We start from the raw sequence: 13477 nt of genomic DNA, 5'->3' as shown, positions 1-13477 counted from the left end.
GATGATGCTTTACCGACGCTGAGCAAATGCGGGTGGAGTCGGAACCGAAATTGTCTTGGTTTCGGTAAATGATTAGATTCGAACTCGATTCGCCGCCGCGCGCTGCGCATCCTCGCCGCGGCGATCGTACTGGGCGGTCGTCGTCACACTCGCGTGGCCCATCATGTTCTTGACCGTCACAATGTCGATGTTCTCGTCGAGAAGTCGAGTTGCGAAGGTTCGGCGCAAATCGTGCGAAGTTGTCTTCGGCCTGCGGCCGAACGCGTCTTCGGGCGAGTCGACACTGCTCATGCGGACCGCGAGGATGTCGCCGATCGAACGAGCTGCCATTGGATGCTCAAGTGAAATGCGTCCATTCTTATAAATTCGTCCAAATAGCCTTCCGGGCTCTGCGCCACGAAAATTATTAATCCATGCATTGAGTGCTGCCGCTGCCTGATCGGGTAGGAAGACACGCCGCTCCTTGTTGCCTTTCCCGATGACGGAAAGAGAGCGGTCGTAGATGTTGTAGTGCGCGAGCATGAGTCCAGGAATTTCGCCGCGTCGCAAACCGCAGCCGAGCATGAGAAGCAGAATCGCCCGATCGCGGCAACCCTTGGGTGAAGAAAGATCGCAAGCCGCCACCAACTGTTTGGACTCGGAGAAGGTGAGGCTGCGCCCAGTCGGGAGCCGGTGAAAGCGTCGCTGGCGAACTGCTTGAATCCGTAGATAAACTTCGTGCGGGATCAGCCCTGAAAGCCAAGCCGCTTTTGCCACACCTTTCAAGGCGGAAAGGTAGCAGTTCACAGTTGCGGGACCATGCTTGCGCTCGCCATAGTCGGGGACTTCGAGCCGTTTCATGACGGAAAGCACATGTTCTGCGCGGAGCGTCGACCAGTCGCAGACGAGTAGATTCTCGGCGCCAACCATTCTCGCGACAACATTGAGTTTGCTTGCCATTGAAATTCTTGAATTTTCTGAAGACAAGGTCTCGAGGTATTTAAGCGCAGGGTTGAGCGGCGTACTTGTACAGTTGGAAACATGCGTCGAAAGTTGACTACCTGAGTTCATTATCGGCATTTCGACGACATCAAGGACGGAATAATCGGGATTCATGTCTACCAATCCTGTCTACAGAGACGCGTTTATTTTTTCGCTCGTCAATCAGATACTCGCCAGTAATTCTGAAACGCAATTTAAATTCGCCTCTGAAAACACCATACCCGAACAGTAATTCCATTTTTCGTTCCTGAAAGGACAGACGAAAAACGCCATTAACTTGTGAAGAGCAGGCGAACGAGTAAGAATTTCGAATGTCATTATAACCGCCTAGAACTATCATTCTATGCGGTTATTTAAAACGACTAATTTCCTCTTTTCAATAGAGAATGACAAATAATGAGTCCGATTTGTGATACGAGAATTCGGAGAGCAAAGGAGAGACGGTTTGTGATAGCAGCGAACTCGAAACCCCTATGGAAAAAGTGTCCAGAGCAGTAAAGGCTGATCGAGTCAATCAACTCTTCGGAAGGAATCGGCAATTACCCGAAGGCCGCGAAACGTAAAGTTACACTGATCTCAATGAAGAGAATTCTATGAAGCAAAACCAAGTCGTCGCGGGCCACCTCCTGATCATCTTCACGCAGGTCGTTCTGGGCTTGAACATTCCGGTTACGCGTGACATTCTTCTGAACTACTTTAGCCCATTTGCCTATATTGGTATCCGCGCAGCCGTCACGGCGCTTTTCTTTTGGATCGTACAGATCTTCGCAAAAAAGCAGAAAATAGAGCGCAAGGATTTTATGCTCATCCTTCTAGGCGCCTTCTTAGGGTTTGTCTTTTCACAGTATCTGACATCCTTGAGTTTCAAGTACACGACACCAGTCTATTTCTCTTTGATCTTAGCTTTGTCACCGGTCGTCGTTCTCATTTTGCAATCGATCTTTTTCAATGAAAAGATTACAAAAAGAAAAATGCTTGGCATTGCGTTCGGCATTTTCGGTGCAGCAATCCTTGCCGTGAGAGCGGCTATGGAAGCCGGCGCACAAGGGAGCAACAACCTGCTTGGGATTCTTTTCGCTATCGTATCGGTAAGTTCCTTTGCCGGCTACGTCGTAATTTGTGCCGACATCAGTCGCAAGTATCACGCAGTCACCCAGATGAAATGGATTTTCAGTTTAAGCGCCTTTCTCGTCTGCCCGTACTGGGTGCTCTCTGGCACATACCTCACCGAGCCAATTCTTGCATCACCGGCGATTGGGCGGGGTATTACGGAAATTGCTTTCTTAATCATTTTTGCAACGATTGCTGTCTACATTTTGATCCCGATCGGCATGCGGACGGTGAGTGCAGCGGTCGTCAGCATCTATATGACCTGCAGCCGATCGTCGCATCGATTACTGCCATTCTCATCGGCATGGACGTCTTTACTTGGGATAAACCAATCGCACTCGTCTTTGTTTTGCTCGGTGCCTATATCGTAACGAGTGACAAAAACAAAGACAAAGGTAAAGCGATTGAAATTAAAAAGTCATCAAACTAATTCTTTGTTTAAAAGACATAAATCGAAAAAATATAAGTATTAATGACTTGATGGTGCTTTCCGTCATGGAGAAGCACCTTTCTTTTTTAAGTGAATAAAATTATTGATCGTCAATACTTAGAAGAGAAGCCGTTACGTGCTTTATCCACGTATCGATGTCGTTAACGGATGCACCAGCTTTCTCCAATGCTTGTACAGCATGAATTGCCCGTCGTCGCCAGCGCTGTCTCAACAACCCAAGGTGACAAAACGCGATCGCCGAAGATCGCATTAAGCGAAACGCTCCCGAAGATGTCGAAGCCGGTCACCTCGTGGATGAGATAACTTCGAAACGCGGCGCACTTTGACAGAGTGCATAACGGCAGCGACCCTGGAAGCGCTGCCGTTATGCTTGCCCTCAAAATAATCGAAACACGAACAGGATTTCGCCGCAGAATAGTCGACAGCAATCAACAAGCCAGAAAGGTCACTGCACATGAAATTTCGAGAAGTTACAGACGATAAAAAGCGGTTCCTCGCGCTCCTACTTCTCGCCGACGAGAGCGAAGCCATGATCGACCGCTACCTCGAGCGCGGCACCATGTACGTACTGGACGACAACGGCATCAAGTGCGAGTGCGTGGTAACGGATGAAGGAGAGGGCATTCTCGAAATCAAGAACCTCGCTACCGATCCCGAGCATCAAGGCGAAGGCTACGGCCGTGCAATGATCGAGTTCCTCGTCGAAAAATATAAGAACCGCTTTTCGGTGCTGCGTGTCGGTACGGGCGAAAGCCCTGCAACACTGCCTTTCTATGAGAAGTGCGGGTTCGTTCGCGTCTACCGAATCAAAAACTTCTTCACGGCGAACTACGACCATCCGATCGTTGATGCCGGTGTTCGCCTCACCGACATGATTGTGCTCGAACGGCGACTCTGAAAGGTTGATGGCAGCGAAAATGCCTTCCGCCGCCTTTCGTCTCGATGAGTTATATCGGTTGATTGAGATTATCGACGGCGCCCGAGCAGCATGTCGGCATAGATCTGCGCCATGCCGACCGTTACCTCACGGTTTGGGTAGCCGAGCGACGCGAAGCCTGCAGCATTCACACTTTTAACGGTGAAGTAGCCGGCTTGCGCAAGAAGCGCGACCTGCCCCAGATCGTTCGGAAGAGGTGCCGCCTGAAGTTCGGAGAGACGAACTTCGTGCGCCGTCGAATAAGCGCTCGGCACCAACAGGGGATTCTCGCCGAGATTATCCAGGAGCTTCGCCGACAAGCCGGGACTTGAAAACCAGTATTGCTCAAAGCCTCTCGCGGGCTCAGCGAGAAATCGCAACACTGACCACGGCGACAAAACCGGCTGCTCGGCTAAGGCGTCAAAGCGATAGCCGCCGTACATTTCCTCAAGTTGGGACAAAAGCGCCTCTTTGCCTAGGCACTGTTCGCTTGCTGCATTGAAAAGAGGACGTGTCAAGTCGCGTTCAAGCTCTTCGATCGTGAAGCCCGCGAGCGTGCCGTATGCCGAATCGAGCGAAATATCGGTCAAACTGCCGAATCCGTCAAACACGCGTGCATTGGCGGGTTTGACCGTCCCCGTGACAAAAAGAAAACGCAAAACATCCTCGTTGCAGTGCAGCACCGCAAAGAATTCGCGAAGTAGAGAGGCGACTGCTTCAAAAGTCGACGGCGAGCCCATAGCAGCAAGAAGCGGCGCATCATAGTCGTCAACGAGGACGACAAGACTGTCGGGCGGCAAGCCGTTGAACCACCGAGAGAGTCGAAAACCAAGCGAACCGTCCGGCTGCTCGCATTCAAAACCGGCTTCCGAAAAACTGAATGCAATGAAATCGCGGAACTTCCTTTCGAATTCAGCCGCGTCGGCAAAGAAAGCAAGCTGTGAAAAGTCCAGTCGAACGACAGGATACGTGTGGTCCGTCCAGCGGCCGTCAATCGCAAGTCCATCGAAGTGTCGCAGGCCTTCCGCAAAGAGAGACTCGAATGTGGACAACAAAAGCGTTTTTCCGAAGCGGCGAGGCCGCGTGAAAAGCACCTTCGCGCTGCGCCCCTCCGCAAGGCGTAGGAGCATCGACGTCTTGTCCACATAAATCTGTCCGCGTGAGCGCAGTGCTTTAAAGTCGGACGTTCCGAGAGGCAAATTTTTGAACATGCTGAGCATGAGCGTTTCCTTTTCGATCCAGACAGACGATCGTAGCGAAATATCGAGCGACTGCCGCTGTTCGGATTCCGCCATGGACGTGGCGTAAACGCAAGACGCACGAGAAAAGACGCAGGACTCCTGTCCGATTGAAGAGAACAAACAGAGATTTTCCGTGCCCTCTGAAGATGAGCAAGCTTCGTCAAAACCCTTCGTTATTTGGCTTGAGTCAAAGAAGAATCACTCTGTTACATTCTTTAACAGGCGTAAAACAACGAACGCGGTTGGTTCTCAGTTCCCTTGCAGGAAAAGGAAAGACGTGAAAACAACGAAGAGCAGTATCGGTCGGTGACCCGCAGATGAGAACGATCGCTCGTTTCACACGAAGCTAACTCAATGGAAAACGGGAAAAATTTGAACGTATTGTTTAATTCAGTCGTCTGAAATTTGACTCGAAGAGGGGGGAGCGGTACACCTTGAGGTCTGGAAATAGACAGCCGCATTTCCCTGCAGTACAGCCAAAACCGCCGATGTAGGCCGCGGCAAAGAGTCTTACGGTTTGGTTATTTCTTAGGTATAGTAGGAGCCGAATTCTAAACGTGCTTGCGCATGCTCTAGCCGGAAGCACGATTGATTGAGCAAGGAGCAAATTCCATGAACAAGACTGAACTTACCGCCGCCGTTGCCGAAAAGGCCGGCCTTTCCAAGGTTGATGCCGCCAAGGCCGTTTCCGCTTTCTGCGACACGATCGAAGCCGCGCTCGCCAAGGGTGAATCGGTTCAGATCATCGGCTTCGGCACGTTTGAAGTGGGTACGTATGCCGCTCGCACCGGCCGCAACCCCCAGACGGGCGAAACGCTCGAAATCCCGGCCGGCAAGCGTCCGAAGTTCACGCCGGGCACCGCGCTCAAGAAGGCCGTGAACGGCTAATGGGAGCAATGCGGAAAGGAGAGTCATCGCGGTCTATCCTTTCCAAGCCAAAGAAAAAGCGCCTTCGGGCGCTTTTTGTGTTTCTAAGGTCGTTCTCAGCGCCAGTAGACGTCGTGGCGTTCGAGAACGTCCTTCGGCGCAAAAACGGCGCCATCGACGACACGGCAAACGCTCCGCATGTCGCGCGGTACCCAGATGAGGTCATCGACCGGCGCATCCGTGTCTTCAAAGACGAGCTTCGCTTCGCCTTCGAGACAATCGTCATCGACGCGGCCGACAAATCCCGGTGTTCTCACATCTTCAAAATCGTCGTCGATGTCGGTCTTGAAAAGGCCGACTTTCTGAAGGATCTTCGTGAGGAGATACGGGTCATCGGTCTTCAGTTCGATTTTCGCGAGCTGCTTCTGGGTGATCTCTACCGGTTCGAGCACGCGGGGCTTTTCAAAGCACTTGCGCCGCCAGGAAACGGGAAACGAAGCAAGAAAAATTCCCCAGGGCGTACGCAGTTCGTTGCGCATGAGGCCGAACACCGTATCGCCTTCATTCAAAAGCGGCAAGGGCAGCACGAGTTGCTGCTTCACGGGAAGGTGCTCAACAGCCTTCCAGAATTCGTAAGGTTGAAGAACGAGGATCTCGGGATCGCGTTTTTTCATGGTGGCCGCCCAAAAAATGATTCGATCCCCAAATGATAGGCGGCTGCGAGGATTCTTGCGCGATTTGCCGGGCTGACGGCGCAGTCGATGTTTCCTGGCAACGCTGACACACGATATTGAAAAAATGACGGGGCCGCCTCCGTTGCGCCGGACGCGACCCCGTCTCTTGACCAAGCAACTCGGACGGTCTGCCTTCCGTCCTCGTGTTGGGAAAAATACTAATCGATGAATCTTTCTCGGAACCTTAAAGCTGTCGATTCCTTTGAAACGCTTTGCAAGGATTTATTTCAGAATTTTCAGTTTGTTGAAAGCTTGCCGAACGTTCCGTTCGGTTTACTCGAACGCGTTGAAACATGAAAAACCAAGGATTAACCCGAAGAGGAAACGGATTATTTGACAAATGCCCATTGTCGTATTTTTGACGCGCGTTAATATGAATACGAGGGGACAAGAAACGCTGTCCCAGTCGATGTGAGCGCTTCTTCCCCGCCATAAAAACGAAAAACCGCAATCCTGCAGTTGCTGCAGAAAGGAGGCGTTCATGCTAAAGCGGATCCTTATTCCCGTCGACGGCAGCGACAGCGCGCGAGAAGCATTCGATTTCGTCGCAAGTCGCAAGAGTTGGCTCGAATCCGATGCGCCCGTACTGACGCTTCTCAATGTCGAGCCGACCATTCCGGCGCATCTCGCTTCGGCGTTCTCCATCTTCGATCGTGAAGCCTACGCTGCCGCCCAAGCGGCGGCGGTCTTCAAAAAGCTGGGAATTGACAAGGCGGAACTCCCGGCAGAGCCCGAAAAGAAGGTCGTTTCATCAAACGATGCGGGTGAGGCCATCGCGAAATATGCTGCGCAGTCCGAAGCCGAAATGATCGTTATGGGCGCGCGCGGAAACTCGATGATCGAGGGCGTGTTCCTCGGCTCCGTTTCGCAGAGCGTCATCGTGAAATCGAAGACGCCGCTCATGATCGTTCATCCGCAGAGTGCACCCAAAAAGGCGAGTCTCAAGGTCGGCATTGCCGTTGACGGCTCCGACTACGGGATGGCTGCGGTGGACTTTATCATTCGCGCGAAGAACTTCTTCGGCGCCAATGCGGAATTCGTCGTCATCACGGTCGTGCCGGACTATGCGGGTCTCATTGCGAACTACATGAGTGCGATGGCTTCGAAGATCGTCCCGAGCGTGCCCGACATGGAAGCGGAGGAGTACGAGAAGATCGTGAAGCCCGTGGTCGATAAGCTCAACGCTGCGGGACTCAAGGCTTCGGGCGTGCAGCTAAAGGGGCGTCCGGGCAAGATGCTCGCCGACTATACGGCCGAACACCTCGACATGATCGTCGCCGGTTCGCACGGCAAGGGCAACCTCAAGGCACTCGTCATCGGCACGACGGCGCGCGACCTTGCAGCGAACCTCCGGAAGCCTCTCATTCTCATTCGCATCTGACAAGAGAGCGAAGAGACTGCTTCGGCTGAGGCTCCCTGCATAAAACACCGCATTTGAAGCGAAAGCCCCGGGATCTTTCGATCTCGGGGCTTTGGACTTTGTGAGCGTCCGGGACGACTATCCCATCCCGGACATTGGTTTCATGCGAACGTGTTCTTGGCTTACTTGTTCGCGTAGATGGGAATTACCTTCGGCCCCTTTGCGGCATCACGCTTGGCAAAGGAACGCATCCAGAAATACATCCCGACAAGTGCAGTTGCGCAGCCACCAATCGCTATGATCGAGTAGGTCGGATTTTCGGCAAAGGTGGCCACCCGATAGAAGATCGTCGCCGCACTGTAACCGAGAACGCTCGTCCAAGCAGCAGCAAAGATCGTCCATGCAGCACCGACTTCGCGGTAAATCGCGGCGATGGCAGCACAGCAGGGGAGGTAGAGCAAAACCATCAGCAGATAGGCGAAAGCAGCAGTGCTCGAGCCGAAGAGGACCTTGATGGTATCGATCGTACCCGTCGAAACTCCTTGTTCCTCAGCCGCAGAGGCCTCTTCGGAGAGATCGCCCACGGTAATGCCCAAGGGGTCGGTAAGGGCGCCGGCAAGACCGGCGAAGTTTTCAGAGATCGTACCGACAGCTTCGGAGAATACGGCAGAGAAGGACCACGGTTCGGCCGCTTCTTCCGGGGCTGCTTCTTCTGAAGCGCCGCCTGCAGCGGCATCCTCAACCTTCTTCGCTTTGTTCACTGTCATGGTGTCGTAAAGCGAATTGAGCGTGCCGACAACGGCTTCCTTAGCAAGCACGCCCGTAAAGATGCCGACTGCAGCGGGCCAGTTTTCTTCCTGAACACCCATGGGCTCGAAAATCGGCACGATCGTTTTGCCGATCGATGAGAGAACAGCCTTATCGGAATCTTCGTTGCCGAACGTACCGTCAGTGCCGAGCGAATTGAGGAACGCAATGCAGGCGACAATCATAACGATCACCTTGCCCGCACGGAACATGAAGGTCTTCACGCGATCCCACGTGCGAAGCATCACGCCCTTGAAGGTCGGGATGTGGTACGGAGGAATTTCCATCACGAATGCCGAAGCTGCCCCCGGCAGCGCGGTGCGCTTCAAGAGGAACCCGGTGAGAATAGCAGCGAGAATGCCGATCAAATAGAGTCCGAAAACAAGGTTCTGACCGTTTGTCGGCCAGAAAGCCGTTGCAAAGAGAACATAGACGGGCAGACGCGCGCCGCAGCTCATGAACGGAGCCATCATGACCGTAATGATACGGTCGCTTGCGCGGTCCATCGTTCTGGTCGCCATAATGGCGGGCACGCCGCAGCCGAAGCCGACCAGAAGCGGTACGAAGGCCTTCCCCGGCAGACCGAGCGCGCGCATCAGACGGTCCATAACGAAGGCGGCGCGGGCCATGTAGCCCGAGTCTTCAAGGAACGCGAGGAAAAGGAAGAGGAAGAAGACGACCGGAATAAAGGTCGAAATCGTCTGCAGGCCGCCGCCGATGCCGTCAGCCAAGAAGACCTTGAGCCACTCGGGCGTACCGATAGACTCAAGAAGCTGCCCGAAGCCGTCCACCATGACGCCGCCCACAAGAACATCGAAGAAGTCGATGAAAACCGCCCCGAGATTCTGCGTGAAGAGGAACATCACGTACATGATGAGAAGGAAGATCGGCAGCCCGAGCCAGCGGTTGAGCACAATTCGGTCGATCTTGTCGGTCATCGTCGCCGACATCTCTCCTTCGCGAACGAGGGACTTTTCGGCAACTTTGGCAACGAATTCGTAGCGGGCATTCGCAATCGCAATATCGAGGTCGCCGTCGTACTCTTCGTCGAGCTTCGAGACGATCTCGCGAGCCTTTGAAAGATCAACCCCCGGGAGCTTTTCTTCAATGCCCGGCGCCTTCTCGAGAAGCTGGCCGGCAAACCAGTCCGCATGCGAAACGGCTGCATCGCTCAAAATTGACGTGACAGACTTCTGCGCAACCTCGATTTTCTCTTCAAACCGAACGCGAAGCGGCGGCACGGCTGGCTTGGCGAGAAAGTCGATTAGAACGTCTTTCATTTCGTCGACGCCCGACTCGCGGTTGGCGATGACGCCGACGACCGGGCAGCCAAGCTCGTGCGAAAGCTCCTCAAGATTGAGCTTGAGCTTATGCTGCTTGGCGATATCGAGCATGTTGACGACAACGATCATCGGAACGCGCATCTCGATCAGCTGAGCCGTCAAGTAAAGATTGCGCTCGAGATTCGACGCATCAACGATGTTGATGATTGCCTCCGCCTCGCCCGTAAGAATGTAATCGCGAGCGACGCGCTCATCTTCGCCGGAAGCGGACGAAGGCGTGATTGAATAAATGCCCGGAAGGTCGACAAGCTCAATCTCTTCAGATTTGTGGGAGAAGAACCCCGTTTTTTTGTCGACGGTCACGCCCGGCCAGTTGCCGACGCGCTGCTTGGAGCCGGTGAGGGCGTTGAAAAGCGTCGTTTTGCCGCAATTGGGATTGCCGACGACGCCAACGATGTGCTTGGCCATGTCTTAATCTGCCTTTTTGTCGGTTTCTTGTCGATTGTTGAAACAGAGCGACGTCAGTCGATGCGCTCAACCTGCATAAGTTCGGCTTCGTCTCGTCGCACGCTGATGAAGCTGCCGCGAACGCGGATTTCGATCGGATCGCCCAAGGGCGCGATACGGACTACGTCAAACGGCGTGCCCGGCGTTGCACCGAGCATCACGAGGCGTCGCCTGTATTCGGGATGGTCCTTGCCGAAGCTCACGATCCGGCCTTTGCTGCCAACGGGAAGATCTTTGAGAAACATGCGGGGTTACCTCTCTTGTCTAATTCTGAGAATGGGGCTTGGTTTCCGTTTCGCCGAGTCGAAATGGCGCAGAGGCCGGGCTTTTTAAAGCACCGACCTCGCTTATTGGAAATCTCAATACACGTAGATGCGTTTGGCGATGTCGTAGTTGACTGCGATGCGTGCGTCGAGCACGGCAACGAGCAGCGGCGCCTCCGGGGCAGACTGCAGGACACGCACTTCGGCGCCCAAGCGCATACCGAGATCGGCAAGCCGATCAATATCTTTCTGGTCGAGCTTCATGCGCGCCACCGTCGCCGGGGAATTCGGGCCGAGCTCCGTCAAAGTCCGAATGCGCTTTGTGCCGTTCATCATTTCCGACCTTCGTAGTGCTTGTTGAAGAAAAAAGGAGCGCCGGCCGCTGGCCTGCGCACGGGAACACCGAAATACTAACGAGAACGTTTCTCATATGCAAACCGAAATGCAACCGAGAGCTATTTGCAATCAGCCAACTATTGTCGGTAGCAAATATCAATGAGGATGCGGATGAGACGCTTTCGTATGTAGTAATTCATCTCAGAGAAGCGTCGAAAGAAGGTGAAAGATGTTCAAGAAACGCGAATGGTTTTCAGTTGCGTTGCTTTAAAGCAACGGAATCAACAGAGGCAAACTGAAAGAAAAAATTCTTCATCTTCCTGTTAATTAAGCAAATATTCATTGCATATACCTCGAAATATTTAAAGCAACTTCGCAGTCTTCCTACCGTTTTCCGATCAATTGCTCTTGACGGGAGTGAGAATCGTTTGCATAAAATTGCGAAACGTAACGAACGCGAATCGTTCTCGTTTCCTCAACTTTCCTGGTCGTACGCTCGCGGAAACAGCGTGCGGCCTCCTTGATCGGAGAACCACATGTTTCAAAAATCCATAGTTGCCGCCGCTGTGATGACGACCATCTCGGGCGCCGCTTTTGCTGCCGACGTCACTCTCTACGGCACGATCGATACGGGTCTTGTCTACACGCATGAAGACGTCACCGGAGAAGAGAAGCAGGACAACTTCGCCATGAGCTCCGGCTTCAACACCGCATCGATCTTCGGTTTGCGCGGCACTGAAGAGATCGGCGGCATGTCCGTAAGCTTCGTGCTCGAAAATTCATTCAATTCCGACGACGGCACCTTTGCCGATGAAGACAGCCGCCTCTTCGACAAAGAAGCACAGGTGTCGATCTCAGGGCGTTTGGGTACGCTCTCGCTCGGCCGCATGGGGTCGCTCACGGGCGGCGACGGCACGTACGACATCTTCATGCTTCACGCCGACTCGATGGACGGCGGCTACGGCGACTACGTCGGCACGGGTTTTTGGCTCGATCGCGGCATCTACGACAACATGGCGACCTATCAGTCGCCTGAATTTGGGGGCTTCACGGCCTTTGCGCAGTACTCCTTCGGCACGAATGCCGACGATGCGAATCACTCCCGCAGCAAGGACCGTTATGCCGCTTTGGGCGCAACCTTTACGGCCGGGAACCTCAATGCCGTACTTGTTGTCGACTCGGTGCTAGCAAATCGCTCGATTGATGAAAACCACTACGCCAAAGATCGAGACGATGCTCTCGGCGTGAGCTTTGGCGTCAACTACGACTTCGGCGTCGTCAAACCCTTCTTGGGCCTTCAATACGGCAAGCACGAAAACACGATCGCTGGCTTTGACACCGATGGCAGCGACTATGCGGATCTTGACGGCTACGCTGTTCATCTCGGGGCGGTTGTGCTGAACTCTCTCGGCGAAACACAGCTTTCGGCCTTCTGGTCTGACGGCGACGGCGACGTCTATACGGGCGGCGCCTCAAACCCCGTGAAAACGAAGACGGACGTCTCGGTCTGGGGCGTAGCGTTCTTCCACAACTATGAGCTGAGCAGCCGCACAAGCCTTTACCTCGGTATGGGCTACTACGACCAGGAAACGGAGCCGGATGGCGGAGAAAAGCTTGAGACCAAGGCCTTCCAGGGCGGGTTGGGTCTCGTGCATTCGTTCTGAGGCGCGCCAGCTTCAAACAATTGACTGCCTGCTGCGAGGACGTTCGGCCATGCGAGCAAGGAGCGGACGACCCGCATGCGGCGAAGGCCGTGCGAAAGTACGCTTCCGGAATCTTGCTCAAGGGCGGCGCCGGCATCGTTGCCGGGTCGCCCGCTTTTGTGTTTTTGAAGTCTTACTGCGCTTCGCTGGATGCAATCGAGACTTTATCTGAGTTTGTTTCGGGAACGCCTACCGGCAAGTCGCCGAAAACCGTCCGAAGCACCGCTTTCTGCACGCTGTCGGCGTCTTCTCGCGAGAGAACGAGAATGCCCATCTTTGAAGCGTTGAAGAAGCCGTCGAAAGCCATCATGGCAGCAAAGGCAGCCGTGCGCTCGAGCCCCGAGCTCGAAAGCCTCGCATAGAGCTCGCGGTACCACGCACGAATGGGTTCAATGAGGGCCGCGTCATGTCGGGCAAGCCCGATCAGAGCGGCGCCCACTTCAATCCAGCCTTCGCGGTTCGCGCTGAAGCTCCCGAACCAGCTCCGCATCGCGGGAAGAATTGCGCGATCGGGCGCGAGACCGGCACGAACGAAGGGCGCGCAATGCCGATCGAGCTCTGCCTCGAGGTGCTCGACATACTCGACGATCAGCGCCTCCCAGAGGGCGCGCTTTGTTGGGAAGTGCCAGATCACGGCGCTCTTGCTCATTCCGAGCGCGGACGCCACCGTGTTGTGCGAGAGCGTTTCGATGCCGTTTTCGACGATGAGCCGTCTCGCAGCCGTAAGCATGGCCTTCCGACTCATTTCACCCTTGCGGTTTTCCTTGATTCCCTGACGGCCGCGTTTCGGAGCAGGTGACTTCGCTTCAGCCCTTGCCCGAATGTGTTCGGCATCGCGATTAGCGAGGGCGCGCGCGCTCTTTCTCATGATGTTCTCCCGTCGTCATTGAATCCGAGTCCAATTGTAGGCACGAGAAA

Annotated in this window: 12 protein-coding genes; 5 read left to right on the top strand and 7 right to left on the bottom strand. The window is 54.1% G+C overall.

The window, feature by feature from the left end:
* Positions 1-72 precede the first annotated feature (72 nt).
* On the bottom strand, positions 73-939 hold the full coding sequence (locus H6A60_RS07905) for a tyrosine-type recombinase/integrase (protein ID WP_205103176.1): 867 nt from the start codon (positions 937-939) through the stop codon (positions 73-75).
* Between the two features lie 635 nt (positions 940-1574).
* On the opposite strand from H6A60_RS07905, the gene H6A60_RS07900 reads away from it, so the two are divergent.
* Together H6A60_RS07900 and H6A60_RS07895 are read left to right on the top strand one after the other, a co-directional pair.
* Positions 1575-2462: a DMT family transporter gene (locus H6A60_RS07900; protein WP_205103173.1), complete on the top strand. Its 888-nt coding sequence runs from the start codon at positions 1575-1577 to the stop codon at positions 2460-2462.
* A gap of 534 nt (positions 2463-2996) precedes the next feature.
* Positions 2997-3440, top strand: coding sequence for a GNAT family N-acetyltransferase (locus H6A60_RS07895; RefSeq protein ID WP_205103171.1), 444 nt, complete (start codon positions 2997-2999; stop codon positions 3438-3440).
* Positions 3441-3508: 68 nt separating this feature from the next.
* On the opposite strand, the gene H6A60_RS07890 is transcribed toward H6A60_RS07895, so the two are convergent.
* Positions 3509-4753 (bottom strand): AAA family ATPase, encoded by a 1245-nt coding sequence (locus tag H6A60_RS07890; RefSeq protein ID WP_205103169.1) that lies wholly within the window; start codon positions 4751-4753, stop codon positions 3509-3511.
* Positions 4754-5311: 558 nt separating this feature from the next.
* On the opposite strand from H6A60_RS07890, the gene H6A60_RS07885 reads away from it, so the two are divergent.
* A complete protein-coding gene (locus tag H6A60_RS07885; RefSeq protein WP_205103167.1) occupies positions 5312-5587 on the top strand; it encodes an HU family DNA-binding protein in 276 nt (91 codons plus the stop codon).
* Positions 5588-5682: 95 nt separating this feature from the next.
* Here H6A60_RS07885 and H6A60_RS07880 read toward each other — a convergent pair whose 3' ends face one another.
* On the bottom strand, positions 5683-6240 hold the full coding sequence (locus tag H6A60_RS07880) for a hypothetical protein (protein WP_205103165.1): 558 nt from the start codon (positions 6238-6240) through the stop codon (positions 5683-5685).
* 541 nt (positions 6241-6781) lie between these two features.
* On the opposite strand from H6A60_RS07880, the gene H6A60_RS07875 reads away from it, so the two are divergent.
* Positions 6782-7681, top strand: a complete 900-nt coding sequence (locus H6A60_RS07875) for a universal stress protein (RefSeq protein WP_205103163.1) — start codon at positions 6782-6784, stop codon at positions 7679-7681.
* Positions 7682-7842: 161 nt separating this feature from the next.
* Here the strand turns inward: H6A60_RS07875 and feoB are convergent, their stop codons facing one another.
* The 3 genes from feoB to H6A60_RS07860 all read right to left on the bottom strand — a co-directional run bounded on the left by feoB (position 7843) and on the right by H6A60_RS07860 (position 10856).
* Positions 7843-10218 (bottom strand): Fe(2+) transporter permease subunit FeoB, encoded by a 2376-nt coding sequence (feoB, locus tag H6A60_RS07870; protein ID WP_205103160.1) that lies wholly within the window; start codon positions 10216-10218, stop codon positions 7843-7845.
* A gap of 53 nt (positions 10219-10271) precedes the next feature.
* Complete coding sequence (locus tag H6A60_RS07865) at positions 10272-10502, bottom strand: FeoA family protein (RefSeq protein WP_205103157.1); 231 nt, start codon at positions 10500-10502, stop codon at positions 10272-10274.
* A gap of 114 nt (positions 10503-10616) precedes the next feature.
* A complete protein-coding gene (locus H6A60_RS07860) occupies positions 10617-10856 on the bottom strand; it encodes a FeoA family protein (protein WP_239477653.1) in 240 nt (79 codons plus the stop codon).
* Positions 10857-11392: 536 nt separating this feature from the next.
* On the opposite strand from H6A60_RS07860, the gene H6A60_RS07855 reads away from it, so the two are divergent.
* Positions 11393-12520, top strand: coding sequence for a porin (locus tag H6A60_RS07855; RefSeq protein ID WP_205103155.1), 1128 nt, complete (start codon positions 11393-11395; stop codon positions 12518-12520).
* Between the two features lie 172 nt (positions 12521-12692).
* On the opposite strand, the gene H6A60_RS07850 is transcribed toward H6A60_RS07855, so the two are convergent.
* A complete protein-coding gene (locus H6A60_RS07850) occupies positions 12693-13427 on the bottom strand; it encodes a TetR/AcrR family transcriptional regulator (protein ID WP_205103153.1) in 735 nt (244 codons plus the stop codon).
* Positions 13428-13477 lie beyond the last annotated feature (50 nt).

It is taken from the genome of Sutterella massiliensis (genome assembly GCF_016899755.1).
In the GTDB taxonomy this organism is placed as follows: domain Bacteria; phylum Pseudomonadota; class Gammaproteobacteria; order Burkholderiales; family Burkholderiaceae_F; genus Sutterella; species Sutterella massiliensis.
Note: the sequence above shows the minus strand (reverse complement) of the source record. Positions and strands in the feature narration are given on the sequence as shown.

Bases quoted from the DNA above. Each gene is read 5' to 3' on its own strand.
- H6A60_RS07905 (WP_205103176.1), bottom strand. From the start codon at position 939: ATGGCAAGCAAACTCAATGTTGTCGCGAGAATGGTTGGCGCCGAGAAT.
- H6A60_RS07880 (WP_205103165.1), bottom strand. From the start codon at position 6,240: ATGAAAAAACGCGATCCCGAGATCCTCGTTCTTCAACCTTACGAATTC.
- H6A60_RS07900 (WP_205103173.1), top strand. From the start codon at position 1,575: ATGAAGCAAAACCAAGTCGTCGCGGGCCACCTCCTGATCATCTTCACG.
- H6A60_RS07890 (WP_205103169.1), bottom strand. From the start codon at position 4,753: ATGGCGGAATCCGAACAGCGGCAGTCGCTCGATATTTCGCTACGATCG.
- H6A60_RS07895 (WP_205103171.1), top strand. From the start codon at position 2,997: ATGAAATTTCGAGAAGTTACAGACGATAAAAAGCGGTTCCTCGCGCTC.
- feoB (WP_205103160.1), bottom strand. From the start codon at position 10,218: ATGGCCAAGCACATCGTTGGCGTCGTCGGCAATCCCAATTGCGGCAAA.
- H6A60_RS07865 (WP_205103157.1), bottom strand. From the start codon at position 10,502: ATGTTTCTCAAAGATCTTCCCGTTGGCAGCAAAGGCCGGATCGTGAGC.
- H6A60_RS07850 (WP_205103153.1), bottom strand. From the start codon at position 13,427: ATGAGAAAGAGCGCGCGCGCCCTCGCTAATCGCGATGCCGAACACATT.
- H6A60_RS07860 (WP_239477653.1), bottom strand. From the start codon at position 10,856: ATGATGAACGGCACAAAGCGCATTCGGACTTTGACGGAGCTCGGCCCG.
- H6A60_RS07875 (WP_205103163.1), top strand. From the start codon at position 6,782: ATGCTAAAGCGGATCCTTATTCCCGTCGACGGCAGCGACAGCGCGCGA.
- H6A60_RS07885 (WP_205103167.1), top strand. From the start codon at position 5,312: ATGAACAAGACTGAACTTACCGCCGCCGTTGCCGAAAAGGCCGGCCTT.
- H6A60_RS07855 (WP_205103155.1), top strand. From the start codon at position 11,393: ATGTTTCAAAAATCCATAGTTGCCGCCGCTGTGATGACGACCATCTCG.